Annotated in this window: 15 protein-coding genes; 7 read left to right on the forward strand and 8 right to left on the reverse strand. The window is 62.7% G+C overall.

Annotation, left to right across the window (positions count from 1 at the left end; genetic code table 11):
- Positions 1 to 29 precede the first annotated feature (29 nt).
- The 4 genes from VT84_RS08455 to ispG all read right to left on the reverse strand — a co-directional run bounded on the left by VT84_RS08455 (position 30) and on the right by ispG (position 3,214).
- A complete protein-coding gene (locus VT84_RS08455) occupies positions 30 to 725 on the reverse strand; it encodes a response regulator transcription factor (protein WP_052559614.1) in 696 nt (231 codons plus the stop codon).
- Between the two features lie 230 nt (positions 726 to 955).
- Complete coding sequence (locus tag VT84_RS08460) at positions 956 to 1,522, reverse strand: hypothetical protein (protein WP_082839204.1); 567 nt, start codon at positions 1,520 to 1,522, stop codon at positions 956 to 958.
- 1 nt (position 1,523) lies between these two features.
- On the reverse strand, positions 1,524 to 1,973 hold the full coding sequence (locus tag VT84_RS08465; RefSeq protein WP_052559616.1) for a hypothetical protein: 450 nt from the start codon (positions 1,971 to 1,973) through the stop codon (positions 1,524 to 1,526).
- Positions 1,974 to 2,023: 50 nt separating this feature from the next.
- Positions 2,024 to 3,214 (reverse strand): flavodoxin-dependent (E)-4-hydroxy-3-methylbut-2-enyl-diphosphate synthase, encoded by a 1,191-nt coding sequence (gene ispG, locus VT84_RS08470; protein WP_052559617.1) that lies wholly within the window; start codon positions 3,212 to 3,214, stop codon positions 2,024 to 2,026.
- A 914-nt stretch (positions 3,215 to 4,128) separates the two neighbouring features.
- Here ispG and VT84_RS08475 point away from each other — a divergent pair.
- A complete protein-coding gene (locus VT84_RS08475) occupies positions 4,129 to 5,166 on the forward strand; it encodes a PQQ-binding-like beta-propeller repeat protein (protein WP_157469318.1) in 1,038 nt (345 codons plus the stop codon).
- Positions 5,167 to 5,261: 95 nt separating this feature from the next.
- Positions 5,262 to 6,425 (forward strand): AAA family ATPase, encoded by a 1,164-nt coding sequence (locus VT84_RS08480; RefSeq protein ID WP_082839205.1) that lies wholly within the window; start codon positions 5,262 to 5,264, stop codon positions 6,423 to 6,425.
- 353 nt (positions 6,426 to 6,778) lie between these two features.
- Here VT84_RS08480 and VT84_RS08485 read toward each other — a convergent pair whose 3' ends face one another.
- From VT84_RS08485 to VT84_RS38290, 3 genes are all read right to left on the reverse strand, one after another.
- Positions 6,779 to 7,321, reverse strand: a complete 543-nt coding sequence (locus VT84_RS08485) for a transposase (RefSeq protein ID WP_082839206.1) — start codon at positions 7,319 to 7,321, stop codon at positions 6,779 to 6,781.
- Positions 7,266 to 7,721 carry a transposase gene (locus tag VT84_RS38285; protein WP_157469320.1) on the reverse strand — a complete coding sequence of 152 codons (456 nt, stop codon included), beginning with the start codon at positions 7,719 to 7,721 and terminating at the stop codon, positions 7,266 to 7,268. Before VT84_RS38285 ends, VT84_RS08485 begins: the two co-directional genes overlap by 56 nt.
- 124 nt (positions 7,722 to 7,845) lie before the next feature.
- Positions 7,846 to 8,226 (reverse strand): hypothetical protein, encoded by a 381-nt coding sequence (locus tag VT84_RS38290; RefSeq protein WP_157469322.1) that lies wholly within the window; start codon positions 8,224 to 8,226, stop codon positions 7,846 to 7,848.
- A gap of 245 nt (positions 8,227 to 8,471) precedes the next feature.
- Between VT84_RS38290 and VT84_RS08505 the strand changes: the two genes are divergently transcribed.
- The 3 genes from VT84_RS08505 (at position 8,472) to VT84_RS08515 (ending at position 11,156) form a co-directional block, all read left to right on the forward strand.
- Positions 8,472 to 8,786 (forward strand): AAA family ATPase, encoded by a 315-nt coding sequence (locus VT84_RS08505; RefSeq protein WP_239465745.1) that lies wholly within the window; start codon positions 8,472 to 8,474, stop codon positions 8,784 to 8,786.
- A gap of 138 nt (positions 8,787 to 8,924) precedes the next feature.
- Positions 8,925 to 10,145, forward strand: coding sequence for a BBP7 family outer membrane beta-barrel protein (locus tag VT84_RS08510; RefSeq protein WP_082839209.1), 1,221 nt, complete (start codon positions 8,925 to 8,927; stop codon positions 10,143 to 10,145).
- A gap of 87 nt (positions 10,146 to 10,232) precedes the next feature.
- Positions 10,233 to 11,156: a DUF58 domain-containing protein gene (locus VT84_RS08515; protein WP_239465748.1), complete on the forward strand. Its 924-nt coding sequence runs from the start codon at positions 10,233 to 10,235 to the stop codon at positions 11,154 to 11,156.
- A 17-nt stretch (positions 11,157 to 11,173) separates the two neighbouring features.
- Here VT84_RS08515 and VT84_RS08520 read toward each other — a convergent pair whose 3' ends face one another.
- Complete coding sequence (locus VT84_RS08520; RefSeq protein WP_082839210.1) at positions 11,174 to 12,361, reverse strand: hypothetical protein; 1,188 nt, start codon at positions 12,359 to 12,361, stop codon at positions 11,174 to 11,176.
- Between the two features lie 127 nt (positions 12,362 to 12,488).
- Here VT84_RS08520 and VT84_RS08525 point away from each other — a divergent pair, with 127 nt between their 5' ends.
- Both VT84_RS08525 and VT84_RS08530 read left to right on the forward strand, forming a co-directional pair.
- Positions 12,489 to 14,114: a DUF1549 domain-containing protein gene (locus tag VT84_RS08525; protein WP_082839211.1), complete on the forward strand. Its 1,626-nt coding sequence runs from the start codon at positions 12,489 to 12,491 to the stop codon at positions 14,112 to 14,114.
- A gap of 355 nt (positions 14,115 to 14,469) precedes the next feature.
- Positions 14,470 to 14,967, forward strand: a complete 498-nt coding sequence (locus VT84_RS08530) for a ParB N-terminal domain-containing protein (RefSeq protein WP_157469324.1) — start codon at positions 14,470 to 14,472, stop codon at positions 14,965 to 14,967.
- Positions 14,968 to 15,784: the final 817 nt, after the last annotated feature.

The following is a 15,784-nucleotide window of genomic DNA, read 5'->3' on the forward strand; positions in this document are numbered from 1 at the left end:
CCCTTGTTATGCGTCGCCCTTCGTTGTTGTCACGCTTTCTGGGGGGGCGGATCGTCGTCGCCGCGGAGCATGTACCCCTCGCCCCAGCGGGTGAGGATCAGCGGCGGATCGAACCCCTTATCGACTTTGTTCCGCAGGTACCGGATGTACACGTCCACAACGTTCGACGTGTTCTCGTCGTACTCGTCGTAGAGGTGCTCCCAGATCATGCTCCGGGTCACCACCTTGCCGCGGTGGAACGCGAGGAACTCCAGCAGGGCGTACTCGCGCGGCGTGAGGTGGACCACCTGCCCGGACCGGCGCACCGTGCGCGCCGCGGTATCGATCTCCAGGTCGTAGCACCGCAGTACGGGGTCTTTTTGCTGGTGCCCACGGCGGATGAGTGCCCGCAACCGCGCGAACAGTTCGTCCATCTCGAACGGCTTGGGGAGGTAGTCGTCGGCCCCCGCGTCCAGTCCCGTCACCTTGTCGTTGGTTGTGGTTTTCGCAGTCAACATCAGGACGTGTGTATTGATACCGGAGCCGCGCCACCTCTTTAACAGACTTAATCCGTCAACTTTTGGCAACATCACGTCGAGCACGACGACGTCGTAGGACGTGCTCCGGCACTTCACGTCCGCTTCTTCGCCATCGGTCGCGACGTCGACGGCGAACCCTTCCTCTTCCAACCCTTGCCGTAAGGCTTTGACGAGGGGCTGGTGGTCTTCAACGAGCAGCACGCGCACGGGTTCACCCTCCGGTAGGAATGTCCCACCTGGATACTTGAGTTTACTCACTTCCGATGAAGTGGGTATGAGAAATGAAACGTGAAACGCGCGCAGAACTCACCGCAGAAAACGCGATGAGAGCCTGTTTGGTTTCTTCAGAACGCGCCGGATGTGCGGCCCGTGCTACCGCCCATGAGCTTGACTAAAACGGTCTGCGGCGCGTTGCGTCGAAGAATTCGGAGACTGTGCTACTCAGGATTCGTGGTCGCGGGCGGCCCTTTTGCCCAGTCCGGCGTGGCACGTTTTGGCCACATCGGGCCAAAAATGTCGAGAGACACCGGCGTGTCGTCGGTCCAGTTGTTCTGCTGTGCGAGGAGCTTCAACCGGTCGAAGTCGCGCCGGATGCAGAGCAACTGGCGCCGGACCGGGGTCGCGGTGGTCGCGGCCGCGAGTATCAGGGCTGCAGTCCCTTCCGGTGATATCACCCCTTCGCGTAGCGGAGCCACACGAGCCGCACAGCGCGCGGCGAACGCTTCTCGCGCGGCTCGGGGGAGCGTCGCGACTTCTTCGGAGGCGGGTATCAGCGGGAGATCGGCGGGCGCCTTCGTGCGCGCGTTGGTCGCGGCTTGCTCAGCGGGCGCCAGTTCTGTGCCAGACTCGATCGCCGTCCATTCGGGCCGCGGGATGAGCTGCCCGCGACTCTTTGCCGGCGGCATCGGGTACGAGTAAATGAGCGGACCGGCTTCGCCGATCAGGAAGTCGGCTCCGTTGTTGGGAGGCGGACCGTTCGAGCGTTTCCGGCGGCGCTTGGCCATGTCATTTCTCGATTAGGACGTGCTCCCGCGCGACAATGAGGCGCCGCGTTTGCCACCTCAATCGGACTTCCCGGGAGAGCCGGAACTCGTACCATCCCGGGGCGGGAAACGTCACTCGTTTGAGGGAGAACGCGGCCTCCACAACCCCGCGGCTCGGCCGAAACGGAATTTGGGCGTAGGGGCGTGTCCAGATTCGTTGAGGCGTCCCCTGCGTGCCCGTCCGAAGCAGAGTCAAGAAGAACGGGATCGTTCCCGTACCCGCGTTCATGTTGAACACACGCAGGTACGTCCAGAACTCATCGACTTCGAACGGGAACTCGGTCCCGGGCGGGACGCCGAAGCGGTGGCACACGCCTTCCAACGTTCGCAGTGTGTACGGTCCCGGTGGCCCCTCCCACGAAACGGCGCGACAGACAACGAAGTGCCTGATGTCGATCTTCGGCCGGGCCATCGGGCGACCTCCGACACTTCAGTTTACCCGCCCGCGCTCGTGCCCGGAAGTCACGCGGTCACGACCGGCAGTTTGCGCCGGCCGATGCCCTCCGCGTCGGTGGTCTTCGGGATGCGGTGCTGGTTCTCCGCTTCCCAGCGGGCCAGTTCCTCCATGAGCGCGTCCACGATTTCCGCTTCCGCGACGCGCCGGACCATTTCGCCGTTGCGGAAGATCATCCCCTGGCCGTTGCCCGCGGCGATACCGATGTCGGCCTCGCGCGCCTCGCCGGGGCCGTTCACGACGCACCCGAGCACGCTGATCTTCACCGGCAGGCGCTTGCCGTTCAGCCGCCCTTCGAGTTCCGCGATGATCTTCTCCAGGTCGATCGCGAGGCGCCCGCACGTAGGGCACGCGATCAGCTCCGGCCGGCGCACGCGGCGCTGGGTCGCTTGCAGGATGTCGAACGCGGCGGCGATTTCCGGTACCGGGTCGCCCAGGAGCGAGATGCGGACCGTGTCGCCGATGCCATCGAGCAGGATCGGTGCGAGGCCCGCCGCGGACTTCGTGACCGCGTAGGGTGGCTTGCCCGCTTCGGTGATGCCGATGTGGGTGGGGTAGTCGCACATCTTGGCGAACAGGCGGTACGCCTCGACCGCGACGAGCACGTCACTCGATTTCAGCGACACGATGATGTCGCGGAACCCCTCGCTCTCGGCCGTTTCGATGTGGCGCAGCGCGCTCTCGACCATCGCGGGCGGGCAGGGGAACTCGTACTTCTCGCACAGGTCGCGCTCGAGGCTCCCCGCGTTCACCCCGATCCGCATCGGGATGCCCTTCTCCTTCGCCTTCCGCACGACCTGGCGGAACCGCTCCTCGGTCCCGATGTTGCCCGGGTTGATGCGGATCTTGTCGATGGGGTGGTCGAGCGCGGAGAGCGCCATCTTGTAGTCGAAGTGGATGTCGCAGATGAGCGGGATGCCGATCTTCTGTTTGATCTGCGTGAGCGCCCCCGCGTCCTCGGGTTTCGGCACGGTCACGCGGACGAGTTCGCATCCGGCCTCTTCCAGTGCGTGGATCTGCTTGATCGTGCCTTCGACGTCGAACGTGTCGGTGGTCGTCATCGACTGCACCGCGACCGGGTTCGACCCACCGATGATGACGGAGCCGACCTTCACCTCGCGGGTCTTGTGGCGCGGTTTGCCCGGAACCTTCTGGGCCGTTTCGAGCACGCTCAGGTCGAAGCGCGAGCCGGTGGTCATCGGTAATCCTCTACGTCCTGGGAAGTTACTCCTCATGCTAATTGAGTAACCGCAAATGCGGCAACGCCAACACCGGTCTTGCCCTTTACGCCGCGGCCCACGGAGGCAATAATTCACGCGGGAACGTAGGTCACGGAGGGCGAACGATGCGTGCGTTCAGGCGTTGGTGTGTGCCCGGCATTTTGAGTGCGGCACTATTGGTCACATTGGTGCTCAATAATGAAGGCAGGTGGCCCCGACCAACGACGCCCGCGACGCACACTGCTGAAGTTGCCGTTGCACCACCGCAACCGCATGTAATTGTCGCGCCCAAAGCACCTGCGACACACGCTCACGCCCCTTTCGTCGCAGACTCGAGCGAACAGGCGAAGATCGCGATGAGTGCTCCACTCGCTCCGCCCGTTCCTCCTGGTCTCCCGGTAACCCCCAAAATACCCGAACCGGTGTTTCCTCCGATTCCGTCGCCGGTGACGCCTCCGGTCGCGATTGGCGTGAGCCCCCCGGTGCCTTCTGTGGCTTCTTCGTCTACTTCATTGGCCGCCGTGGTACTTCCTCCGCCCCCCCCGGAGGCTTCCTCGGTCCTGCCCCCGCCAATCATTCCCGCGCCCACGGCGCTTGTGCCGGTTGCGCCTCCGGGGGGCTTGGTTGTGCCCATCGTTCAGCCGATTCGCCCGTCCGAGTTGCAGGGCGGTTCGCCTCCACCAGCAAGCGACGCTCTGATCCCTTCACCTGCAGCTAAACTGTCATTCGCTCCGACGGTGCTTCCGGAGCCTTCAAAGCTTCCAACACCTTCAGATGGTCCGCTCCTGCCGGCGACGCCACCCGAACTAGCGAAACCGGGGATCACCGAACCCGTTTTGACAGTTCATCGCTTCGATGGGAAGTATCTCTGTTGTGACCGCGAGCGCGCTTTGGTGTACGTGCAAGTCGGTCAGGATAAGGCGGAGATCCAGAGCCGCCCGCTCGCAAGTGCGATCCCCGCAGCCGACGCCAACGCGAAGAGCGACGTGAAGCGGATCGAAGTGGCGGCCGGGGAAACGGTTTCGCACAACGGAAAAGTGTTCCTCTGCACAGCGCGCGAGCTTCTCGTGATCGACACCGAGTGCCGCATCGACTGGCGGTTCGTGCTGCCCGGCAAAGTGGACAACGGCGAGCAGTTGCTCGGTGCCGTGGGGTTTCACGACGGGAAGGTGTACCTCGCGAGCCGAAACGAGCCGAAGGGCGGCGCAGCAGAGAAGACCGGTCACGTGTACATGCTTGATGTGGCAACCGGCCGGCAAACCGGGTTTGACATCGTGCGCGGCGGGTTCGGCGATCAGCCCAAGTTCTCTTCGAGAGCGGGCGTCATTTACGCGATCAGTGCGACGGGCGTGATTCGGTACAACGCGGTCGAGCAGCGCCAATCGTGGACGACCAAGCCCACCTCGACGGAGCCGCACCCGGCGGCAGATGTCGATTACCTCTTCGCGACGCTGGCCAACGGGTTCGGTGCGGTCCACGAGTCGAGGGAAACGGTGTTACTGGGTTCTTCTAAGGCGACCGCGCCCGCGACCCCGTTTGGCACCGCCCGCGCGCACGGCCTGCTCGCCCCGACGCGCAATGCCGCGAATGAGTGTTCCTTGGTGCTGTTCAAATACAGTGGTCTGGCGGATCGGTCCCAGGTCTGGCGGCTCCCGGTGAAGGACGCGATCACCACCGCGCCCGTGATTCACGGGGACAGCGTGTACTTTGTTTCGGGCACTGCGGTGTACCGCGTGAACGCCGCGACGGGGGGCGTGTGCTGGAAGCAAACCGTTTCATTGAACGCCAATGAATCTCTCACGGACCTCGTGCTCGTGGACGGCGAATTGCGTGCGTCCGGGGGTGGAGTGCTGGTACGGATCGCGGACCGGGTCGACCCACAACCGCGACAGATCTTCAATTTCAGCCCCGGCTTGTTCGGCACCAAGTAGCGATGAGAACGCTTCGTGCGTTCGCTTGGGGCGAACCCGCGTGTAGAATAATGTGTCGTTGACACACCCCTACACGCCGGGCCGCCCACAACCGCATGACACTCGAACAATACACCGCGAACCACCGGTACGTCCTCGACGCGGTGGCGAAGGCCACCGGGATCACGGACCCGGTGGCCTTCGTTCCCAGTGGCCTCTACTACCCGCTGCTCCAGAACGCGATCCGCGGGCCGCTCCTCCCGCTCGACGGCGTGCTCACACGCGACTGGATCGGCGTGAGCCGTAAGTATTGGCCCGGGATGCAATTCGGCATCCGACAGTACAGCATCGAGGGGATCACGTTCGCGCGCTGCGTGGCCCCGTTCGGGGCGTCCGGGAGCTACGATTTCTTCGTCGTCGCGAAGGGCGATTACCTCAAACTGTTCCGGCAGGCGATCAAGTCGCACCGCACGAAAGAACCCGAGGGCGAAGCGCCGGTCCTCCTGAGCGAGCAACTCGAAACGCTCAAACAGAACACGCTCGGCTTCCTCGACCGCAAGAACCTCCAGCGCATCAAAGAACTGGGCGGGCGCGCGAAGCGCGGCATTTTGCTCACCGGCCCGCCCGGTAACGGCAAAACGAGTGCGTGCCGGTGGTTGTGGCGCGAGTGCCTGCGGCTCGGCTACGAGTACCGGCTCGTTACGCCCGACACGTACCGCTCGGCCCGCGGGTCCAACGACCCGGTCGAAGCGGTGAAGGAGCTGTTCTCGGTCGGGCGCCGCGGGGTGATCTTCTTCGACGACATGGACATCGCCCTGCGCGACCGCAACACCGTCGGCGAGACCGAGGACCAGGCGGTGTTCCTCAGTGCGCTCGACGGCATCGAGGTGAACGAGGGCATCGCCTACGTGTTCACGACCAACTGCTCGATGTCGCTCATCGACCCGGCGTTCAAGCGCCCGGGGCGCATCGACGTGGTGCTGCACCTCGAACCGCCGGACGCGGCCCTCCGGCGCGAACTCGTTGGGCGCTGGCACGCGGACGTTCAGTCCGGTGTGGACGTGGAGCACGTCGTTTCTCAGACCGCGGGGTTCAGCTTCGCGGAAATCGAAGAGGTGAAGAACCTGCTCATCCTGCTGTTCCTCAACGACAGTAAGTGGGACTGGGACCGGGCGATGGACCAGTTCCGGGAGAACCGCCAGGAACTCGCGGCGCGGAAGTCTCGCTCCGTCGGCTTCGGCCCCGCGGCCACAGTTACGGCCAACGGCAGCGGGCATTGATCTTCACGGCGTGGGTCGCATATGCGTTTTTTCACCGTTCGTGAAGCAAAGGAAGGCGAACACGTCATCCGCCGACTATTCGGTGGTCGTCGTTTCTATGGCCCCTTCCGTTTCCGCCTATCACCCGAACCGACATGTGAGCAGATTACCGTTGATGCTGTTGCCGTACCCGATTCGATGAACTTTTGGGCCGTAGAATTGCATTTGGCTGATATTGCATCGGGAGTGAATGAAGGGCTTCGACACTCAATAGAGTACGGCACTCGCTACTGCGGGATTCGTTTGACGGTAGTGGACCAAAAATACCATGACGTGCATACGCACTCTGAGGGGATGTGTAAAGAAGGCTTGGCTCATGAGGCGTCAGGGGTGAGTCGGAGCATAATTCTCAGCGTGTCGGGTATCGCCTCTTTGAGGTTGTAGGCCCACTGAAAGACGGCGACGTACTGGCCGAGGTAGTGCTTGCTGACCCCTCGGAACGGGCGCAGGAACGTGCGCAACGCGGCCCACAATCCTTCCCGGGTGTTGTCATGCACTTCGCGGATCCCGTCCCCGTCGTCATCTCGCGCCCACTCCCGCTGACCGGGCGTGTGGTTCACCGTCGCATGACCGCGATTGTTCTGCGCCAACCGGGCGTACCCCTTCCATTCGTCGGTGTACACCATCGCCTCCGCGACGGTCGACGAGCCGACGAATGAGGTAAGCGTCTCCTGATCCGTTCGACCCACGACCGCGAGGGCAACCGCGCCACTTCCCCGGCCGACGACTCCGACCACCGGCGGGCGATCGTTGTCGAAGTTCCCGTGGCCCCGTTGCTTGTTGGCCCGGCGCCGAGGCGGGTCATCGGGGTCCGGGTGGCAAATGCCTTTTTTCCCCCGCGTTCTGGAACATTTCATCGGCCTCGGTTGTCGAACCGGGCACCGGACCCATGTGCTCCGCGGCTTGCAAAGCCAAGCCCTGAAGTCGGTGCCGGAGTGTGAGCAGGTGCTTGCGATCACATCCGAGTTCGCGAGCCAGTTGCGCGGTCGGGGTGCCCTGGCAGATACCGCGCAGGATCAGGACCAGTTGGGTCGGGGAGCGGTGCGTCTTCTGCAGTGGGGTGCCCGTGTACGCATTGAACACGGCCCCGCAATGACGGCACCGGTAGTCGAACACGGGTGGGCGATGGCGATCGTGAACGGACCGCGCATCATCCCGTCGGCACCCCGGGCAACAGAGCCCGTCGGGGTGGAGCGTGTCCACCAGGAACTGGTCGCAGGCGTCGTCGCTCATTAGCCCGAGGATCGGGAAATCCATCCGTGGGCGCTCCAATTAAGGACCGAGGCCAACCCCGAAGGGTAACTACTCCCGCTATCGAAAATAGCCCCATTCACCCCTGATGCCTCATGAGCCAAGGGCATTAATAGAGACTTACGAGGCGTCAGATGATCTGGAATATAATTATTAGTGTGTCGAGCGTGGCCTCTTTGAGGTTGTAGCCCCCACTGGAAGATGGCGACGTACTGATGGAGGTCGTGCTGGCTGATACCCCGAACGGGCGCAGGTACGTGCGCAACGCCGCCCATAACCCTTCGTGCGTGTTGTCATGTACTTCGTAGATCCCGTCCCCGTAGTCTTGGACCCACTCCCGTTGACCGGGCGTGTGGTTCACCGTCGCATGCCCGCGATTGTTCCGAGCCAACCGACTGCACCCCTTCCACTGATCCGTGTACACCATCGCCCCTTCAACCGTCGACGCGCACGAACCGAGTCCGGGTGATGCCCGCAGAACGACCGCCGCACCCGCTTGCAGACGTGCCACGCGGCGTTGTCCCACACCAGGGCGAACACCCGCTTCCCCTCGGTCGCCAATTCCCGGCACACCCACCCCAGATACTCCTCGGTGGTGGCACTCACCGGTCGTCCGTCGCAGAACCGGAGCATCATCCCGCCGGTGTCCGCAGCACCCCGTAACACGCGACGGCCTCCGGGCCGCCCTTCGGGTCGCGGACGTTCCCGGCCAACCGCAGTGGGGTGCCCGCGGCCGGGTTCGTGATCCGCTACGCGATGAGGATCGCCCGCCTCACGCGCCCGGGCACCCAGGACGGTGAGGCGCCGGACCCGAACGTGCCGGACTTCGTGAAGAAGTACGTGACGTGGGGTGCGGGTCCGCGGGCCGGGCAGAACCTGATCCTCGCGGCGAAGGCCCGTGCCCTGCTCCGCGGGCGCACCTATGTCGCGACCGAGGACGTGAAGGCCGTCGCGATGCCCGTGATGCGCCACCGCGTCGTCACCAACTACAACGCCGACGCCGACCGGGTCACACCCGACGAGATCGTGCGAAAGCTCCTCGCGCTCGTCCCGGCGCGAGCCACCGAGTAACACAAACGAGGATTCGCCAAATCCTCACAAACGCGCAATCTAAGGATTACCGCTAAACAGCCCATCTCACTTCATTCGATATATTCCGCGTGTCACTCCCAGCCCGTATCCGCGGGCTTCCACGCGGAATATATAGCCATGCGAATCACGTTTCTGGCCGGAACATTGTTTCTGGCAACGGTTAGTGCTGCGCGTGCCCAACCCGCTGCATCCACCACGCCCCCCACTTCCCCCGAGCCGGCCAGCAGGCTTGCCGAGCTGACGAGCGCGCCGACGGTCATGCCCCCAGTCGAAGCGCGACCGTTCGACATGAGCGGCCCGCGCTTCTGGGCGACGGGCGACTACATGCTCATGTGGTACAGCCCAATGCGGACCGTACCGCTCATCCAAACAGTCCCCGCGGCCATTGCGAACACGTCTCAGGCCACCGGCGCTGTCACCGTGTTCCCGGAGAACAACCGAATCGATTTCGGTGCGTTCAGCGGCGCCCGAGCGGCCGTTGGTGCGAACTGGGATAAGTTCGGTGCGGAAGTGGGCGGGTTTGTACTGGAGCGGAAAAACGAGACCGGCTCTTTCTTCAACAACGGCACCCCGGTAGCCATTGCCCAAGGGTACATCGCCGCCGGCTCGGGGGTGCCTACTTCACTCTACGCATCACTCCCCAACCAGTATTCCGGCGGCGTGTCCGCCGTGGCCCAAAGCCGGTTGTGGGGCGTGGACGGCAACGTCCGGCGCGCGTGGTACTCGCTCCTCTCCGATTCGACCGACATTCTCATCGGTTTCAAGTACCTCGACCTACAGGAAAGTCTGGTGATCGATTCTCCCTCTTTCTTCCCGAGCGGGGGCATCGTCGACGTGCGTGATTCGATCCGGGCGCGTAACTCGTTTTACGGCGGGTACATCGGCTTCAACAGCCGGTTCGGGGGGAACGACCGTGGCTTCGGCCTCGACCTGACCTCGAAGTCGGCGATCGGCGGAGTGGCTCAACGGGTCGAACTGGTCGGCTCGAACACCTTCGTCTCGGCGACGGGGTTGGTCGATACCGAATCGGGCGGGCTGTACGCCCGGGGGCTGAACGCCGGGACGTTCACGCGCGGGAAATTCGCCTACTCGCACGACTTGGACCTGAAGCTCACCTACAACTTCAACCGGTGGGTGCAGGTGTCGTTCGGGTACTCGCTGATGTACCTGAGCGCGGTGATGCGCCCGGGGCGCGCGATCGACCCAATCGTGAACGACAGCAACGTGCGGTTCGTGGCCCAACCGACGCCGAGCACCCTTCCCCGCCCGACCTTCGCGTGGCGGTCCGAGGAACTCGTCGTTCAAGGCATGACCTTCGGTATCCGCGTGCAGTATTAATGATAAGCCGTCGCCGCGCGCCAAACGCGCTGGCGATAAGGAGGGATTGCGTTTCGCCGCAACACGCTCGCCCCGCGTTGCGGTATCATGAGCTCCACGAACGCAATCCGGGCACCAAGCGACACCACCGTGACGAACCCCCTCGACCCCGCCGTACTCTCGCGCATCGACCGCCTCGAACTGGAGGCGCGACTTGCGGTGGAGGGTTACCTCGCGGGCAAGCACCGCAGCCCGCGCCAGGGTTTAGCCGTCGAATTCGCCCAGCACCGCGAGTACGCCCCCGGCGACGACGTGAAGCACATCGATTGGGCCGTGTACGCGCGCACCAAGCGTTACTTCCTCAAGCAGTACGAGCAGGAAACTAACCTCGTCGCGTGGCTCGTCGTGGACGCGAGCGAGTCAATGGGTTACGGCTCCGGTACCCGCACGAAGTACGACCTCGCGTCCACCGCGGCGGCGGCGATGGCGTACCTCGTGCTCCAACAAGCCGACACGGTGGGCCTCAGTCTGGTCGCGAACGGCGTGCGCGCGGTCCTTCGACCGTCCGGTCAGATGAACCAGCTCCGGGAAGCGTGCCGCGTCATGAGCAGCGGACCGTTTCCCGGTGGAGGCGGGATCGCACGCGGCGTGGACGAACTGGCCGGGCGCACCGGGCGCCGAGGGGTCGTATTTCTGTTCAGCGACCTACTCGACGACGTGCCCGATATTCTCGCCGCGCTCCAGCACCTGCGCTATCAGAAACACGAAGTGATCCTCTTCCACACGCTCGACACGGCCGAACTCGACTTCCCGTTCCGGCAGACCACGCTGTTCCGCGGGCTCGAAGGGTTACCAGAAATCCTCACCGATCCGTCCGGCATCCGCGACAGTTACCTGAAAGCACTTCACGACCACATCGACGCGATCGAAACCGGGTGTCGGAGGCTCGAAATCGACTACGTCCGGCTCCGTACTGACGCGGACCTCGGCCACGACCTCGCCGCGTACCTCCAGAAGCGCCACGGGCGGTAGCGCCGACGGTCCGGGAATCACTTCCACGCCACGAACGGAACCGGCAGCAAAAAAGCGTGCTGTTCGTACAGCGTCGACACGCCCTGCCAGCCGATGTGCTGCGAAACCCACACGGCGAACACATACGCCAGCACGACGGGAATCACCGCGAATCGCCCGGCCCAGCGTGCGAGCCAGAGCCGCGGTTCTGGTCGGCGGGCACCGCGAGCATAGGCCCAACCACCGAGCACCCGCGCCGGGAAGATGAATAGCAGGAAGACCAACCCTTCGAGAAACACCAGATCGCGCGGAATCAGTTCGATCTTGAGCAAATAAAGCGGCATCGCGAACAGCAAGTGAGCCCACAACGCGAGCGCGAACGCGAGCGGGGCACGCCGGTACACCTGTCGGACCTTGAGCACCTCGAAGAACGCCCGGAACCGGTGCGTGCGTGCGAACCGCACCTGCATGAACGGCACGTACAGCACCACGCACGCCAACAACCCCGCCCCCATCACACCCACGAACCAGTACCGGTGCCCCAATCCGAGTAACAGTAGTGGGCACGCGAGCCACAGGAACGCCCCAGCGAACCCGCGCACACCGAGCCAGAAGTAGTACGGCACCCGCAACCCGACGACTGTATTCCAAACCCGGTCGCGTGCTTCGGTGTACAGCCCCCCGCGGCACGCACGGTACGCGAGCCACGGAACGTTAATCGGGTTCAAAAAGTGCCGGATTCGCCCGCCGCGGAGCAGTGCCCCCGCCGCGTGAAGCGCGAACGCTACTGCGAATACGGTAAGACCGACTTCCCACTGCCGCGCGAGCCGCCCACTGGGGTCGATAATGCGGGCGGCTTCGGCCTGGAGCGACATGAAATACAGCGGGAGCCACATCACCGCGCACGCGAGCGCGGCTCCGCCAAACAGAGCTGCGGTGCGCACTCCAATGAAGCCGTCGCGGATGCGCCCGGTGCGCGCGACGCGCCCGCTCGCTTCGAGCAGGTGCCCGAGCGCGAGGAACTGACCGAGCGGGACCGCGGCCAACACGGACAGCCCCAGAAACAGCGCCGCGACTCCGAAAGCCCACCCCACTGCGGAACCAACCGAACCGAGCACACGCTGAAACAGGTTCTTCGGCGCGATCGGCATCACGACCGGAACTTCGCCCTCAAAGTCCGGTTCGACCAGAAGGGGTGGTGCGACGGGTATTGCGGCACTGGCCATGATTCGCACGGAGTGGAGCGGTGTGTGATATTCGTGCTACCCTTCAAGGTAGCTCGCGGTTTCGTGAAACGCGGCGCTGCGGGCCGGGGTATGTGCGTGCGAGTCTTCATCCACCGGAATCGCACCCATGTGGGGCCGCAACCTTCTTTTCATTGCGATTGTGGCGGGCGGAACGTTCGCGCTGCGGGCAAGCCTGTTCCCGCTGTACACCGAATCGCGCAAGATCAAGTTCGACTCGGCCCACACAGAACGGGATGATTTCCGCACGGTCGTCAGTCGAGTCGATCACTCGTTCCGCGAAGATTGGGCCGAGAAGCAAATTCAACCCGCGTCGCGTGCGAACGACCTCGCGGTCGCGCGCCGGCTGTCGATCGCGCTAACTGGCAGCGTTCCGTCACTGGAAGAGATCCGGCAGTTCGAGCAGCAACCACCCGAAAAGAGACTTGATGGCTGGGCGAACCACTTGCTCCGTGACCGCCGGTTCGCGGACTACTTCGCGGACCGACTCGCTCGGGCCTTCGTCGGTACCGAGGACGGCCCGCTCCTCACCTACCGCAAGCGCCGGTACGTCTCGTGGCTCGGCGACGAACTCTTCAAGAACACGTCCTATGCCGAAATCGTGCGGCAAATGATCTCGGCCCAGGGCCTGAACACGGACACACCCGCGGTCAATTTCATCGCGGCGACGTTCGACGAGAACAAGAAGGCACCGGACGCCGAGAAGCTCGCGATCCGCGTCACGCGCGCGTTCCTCGGGCTCCGCATCGATTGCGCCCAGTGCCACGACCACTTCCTGGAGCCCGCGTGGAAGCAAACGCACTTCCAGGCTCTCGCCGCGTTCTTCGGCCAAACGAAGCACGCGGTCACGAACATCGCGGACTCGAACAAAGGCGAGTACGAGTTCGAGGACCGCGTGGCGGGCGGAACGCACGAGATCGCGCCGTCGGTGCCGTTCGCGCCCGAACTGCTCCCGGAGCACGGAACGCGGCGCGAGCGCCTCGCGTCGTGGGTCACCGACCCAAACAACGTCTACTTCGCCCGCGCCGCGGTGAACCGCGTGTGGGCCATGATGTTCGGCCGCCCACTCCTGCGACGAGTTGAAGCGCAAACACTCGATGAGATGAGCGCCGAGAAGATCCCACCCGCATTGCGCATTCTGGCGGACGACTTCGCCGCCCACAACCACGACCTGCGCCGACTGATCCTGCTCATCGCGTCCACGGAAGTGTTCCGACTCGACAGCGCGGCCGAATTCGAGATCACGGACACGCACGACGATTCCTGGGCCGTGTTCCCGCTCACGCGATTGCGCCCGGAGCAAGTGATTGGCAACGTGATTCAGGCCGCGAGTGTGAAAACGATCAACCAGCAATCACACATCCTCGTGCGGGCCATGCGGTATTTCAACGAGCGGGACTTCGTGAAGCGCTACGGCGACGCGGACGACGACGAGTTCGCACGGGCACATGGCACCATCCCGCAGCGCCTGTTGATGATGAACGGCGATCTCGTGGACGGCAAAGCAAAGGACGAATTGCTCAGCGCGTCCACACAGATCGCGATGTTCGCCCCCAACGACGCCGCAGCCGTCGAAACCGCGTACCTGGCCGTACTAACGCGCCGCCCCTCACAAAAGGAAACGGAGCACTTCACGGCGAAACTCGCCGACACCACCGGCGACGACCGAAAGCGCCTGCTCGCGGACCTGTACTGGGTGCTGTTCAACTCGACCGAGTTGGCAACAAATAGGTAGCATTATCTTTTCCAGGAATTCCCAGCATTTTTCTCAATTTCGTGTATTGCCTCAACTGCAAATCGATTAAGCTTAGGATATCTCACAAACAGTCGCCCAACCAAAGGAGCAACCCGTGTACGAGTGCACGGTGGAAGAGATCCACGCGCCTATTCGATGGTCGCAAGACGGACAAATGTTCTGCATGCCGAACGCCTACGCGATCACCGGTTATCGGGGAGTGGTACGAGACTGGCGAACGGGGACTGGGGTACTGGTCGCAAAATCCCCCTACCCTTACCGGACTGCACGGGAAGCAGTCGAGGGCGCGGCTGCATTCGCGAACGCTTACCTATTGCGAGGGTAAGCACTCCCCATGTTTCTGCTTCCAGACTTGAGCGTCGGTGAGACTTACCGTGAGGTTGAAGTCCGCAGGTTCATTGCTCCTCACGGTGAGCAAAGAGAAGGAATCCGTTCAGATGACTACACTGCAGCGATCGGCAATTTCCCTCACCGAAGTCGGAAACGACGCCACAAAAACACAGAAATGTACGCAGAAGGCAAAGAGCGTGAAATCGTAATCGAATACGGCTTACTACCAATCGAACGGTTCAGAAGCTGGTTTCGGCTTGTTGAAACGAAACTTACAGACAGCACAGACGAACACCGAGCGACACAACGGGCAAGAATACACGCCATTAAAGAGCGGCTGCAAGCCAAGGAGTTCGCCTACCCGATTTGGATCGAGAAGCACCTCGTTAACGAAGATCCGATGGCGGTGTGGGAAGGAACTCACCGGGTGGTCGCATTCCGCGAATTGGGGTTTCCTGAAATCCCCGCCTTCCTGCTCAAATACGCAGATAAATCTGAGTAATTCGCGATTACCCGACCGAGTTGAGTTGGAACAAATGACGAGCAACTTCACACCAAAACGACCAAACTACTCGTTTCCTATCGAATCATTCGCAAATAAATAAAATTATCATATCAATACATCGCGCACTCTACCCCGCAGTAATCGCGAGTCTCCGCTACCCCGTTTCGCGGCGCCGAATTTGTTAAAAACCTATGGTTGACCTGAATGGCGCAGCAGGCGATAAGGTAACTTCGCCCCCTGCGAAAACAGGGAACCCCAAAAAATGAAAAGGACAAATGCAGTAGGAAGTGCTATTCGCAAAGCCGCGGAAGCATGTTCCGAAGCGCTGGAAACCTGGGAGCACGCCAAGCCCGAACTCGCGAAAGCCGTGTTCGAGGCGGGTCACCGAGACCTCATTTCCTTCCGCCGCGCGATCCACGCGGCCCTGCAAGAATGTGGGAGCAAGGTCCACCTGACCGGAAAAGACATTCTGTCCCTCTTCCAACGGGTCGGCGGGAAACGCACACAAAACCCGGCCGAGGCCGAGTTGGTGCGAAGAATTCGAGGGCGTTGTTCGATCGACCGAGTGTAGTCTCCTATTTTCACGAATTGTCGATAACACACAGCGAATAGATGACAACCCGGTCCTTTCCGAACTCACGTCAACCTCTCCCCAAATAAATGCCCACTCTCCCGAAGGTTAGCCCGGACCGCGTGTTATGAAGCACGCGCCGGTACGCCGGTCGAGGTCTGTTCGATAATGGCTCACCTCTTCACAAATTGCCCGAATTCGCCCTCAACACCTCCGCTAATGAATTCGCAACCAAATTGCGAA

The organism is Gemmata sp. SH-PL17 (genome assembly GCF_001610855.1).
Lineage (GTDB): Bacteria > Planctomycetota > Planctomycetia > Gemmatales > Gemmataceae > Gemmata > Gemmata massiliana.